The organism is Petralouisia muris, assembly GCF_004793545.1.
Taxonomy (GTDB): domain Bacteria; phylum Bacillota; class Clostridia; order Lachnospirales; family Lachnospiraceae; genus Petralouisia; species Petralouisia muris.
In genome coordinates this window covers 1-1,588 of sequence record NZ_SRYA01000201.1, presented here as the reverse complement: position 1 = coordinate 1,588, position 1,588 = coordinate 1, and the positions used below count along the sequence as shown (strand labels likewise).

Genomic DNA, 1,588 nt, shown 5'->3' with positions numbered 1-1,588 from the left:
TTAAGAAGCCAGTAAATCCTCACAGATTTCTGACTGTTCCTGCACTTCCTGAATTAATTGTGTTATGTGTAATTCGGGGTTCTGCCACATAAATCTAAAAATATGTTTTCGAAGATAATGCATCATGGCACCTTCTGACACTTTTCCTTTTGACGGTGTACGCGGGTAACGGATCTGTTCCGAACAGAGTTTTCCTTCCATTCGGAGTGACAGGCATTGAATGCTTCCCATCGCAATACAGGACAGTGCCATGTGCATTTCAATCGCCTGCACTGCCTGCATGATTTTTCTGCGTGCATGGTCGCTTTCCACCTGCCCCAGGGCTGACGGTTCCGTTTTTTTCCGGTAATAATTCAGCCGGGGCATGTGCTTTGACCAGAAGTGATAACAGAAAGCTCCGGTCTGCCGCTTCAGCTCCCGGAAGGTGCATTCGATCTGGAATCGGAAACTGTAAAGACGGATCATGGACAGCGGGTCCAGTTCCAGGCAGGTCCCGGCCAGAATGCTCTGTGTTCCATTATATTCCACCAGGACAAAGCGGAGTTCCTGGTACAGTTTCTGTCCCCACAGGAGATCGATACTGTAATAACGCAGTTTCTCCTTTTTTCCGCAGAGCACCAGCTCTGTTTCCCTGAACTGCTCTTTACGGGACTCAAACAGGTCTTTCAGGCGGACAGCTTTTCCCTTTTTGGGAGGTCTCCCTCTCCCGGATTTTCGGGGAGCGGGTTTCTCAAAAGCAGTGCAGTTGCATTTCGCCTTTGTGACAATCTCCATATGCACCGTTTCCTCACTGGTAAGTTCCTGGAGCCTTTTCAGCGCGGGAACCGAAAGAAAATACCGGTCGAGCAGGAGAATGGAATTCCCAAACGTCTTTGCGGCCAGGCACGCATCCTCGACCATCTGTACCACATGGGACGCGTCAGATACGGTGGAAGCTTCCCATCCGAAGGTATCCTGCAGACCGTCATGAAGCCGGATGCTTAAGGGAATGCATGCCATACTGCGGATGCTTCCCGCGAGAATTCCGAGACCGCCGAACATATGCCCATGGATGAACTGCGGCTTTGCAGAATTTTCAGATTCCTGGCAGAGTTTTTTCACTCCGGGAATGCGGCGTCCTTCTTTGGACTGCTTCACACCGTCTCCGACAAGAACATGAAACCCTTCTTCCTGATACAGAGGAAAGAACCGTAGAACCGTCTGAAACCAGCACTGCTGTATCCGGTCCAGGGACCAGGAGGAGGCACGGAAAAAATGGAGCATGGACAGATAACAGTCCGGTTTCAGGGCGAGGTCACGGATTACAGAAGTTACTCCGAGTTTATCGGAATGAAGCATCAACCCCAGGGTAAGAACCACGAACCAGCGGAAAGCTGCTTTTCTGGAGAAGCAGGATACAAAAGAGGATAAAATTTTATCAATAAAATCGAACATGGCATATGGTCAACCACCGGAAAATATGGTAAACTCATACTCAGAATAACTCTTTCAGGCGGTTTGTATCTTTCTTAAGTATTGGTAACTTAAAGATACCATAAAATGCCATAAAAGGGTTATTCTTTTTTATTAAAACTTTTTACTCTCCAGT

General features: G+C 48.0%; 1 protein-coding gene. It reads right to left on the bottom strand.

Annotation, left to right across the window (positions count from 1 at the left end; translation table 11 throughout):
* Window positions 1-1,434, bottom strand: coding sequence for a transposase (locus tag E5329_RS29025; RefSeq protein ID WP_135992564.1), 1,434 nt, complete (start codon window positions 1,432-1,434; stop codon window positions 1-3).
* Window positions 1,435-1,588: the final 154 nt, after the last annotated feature.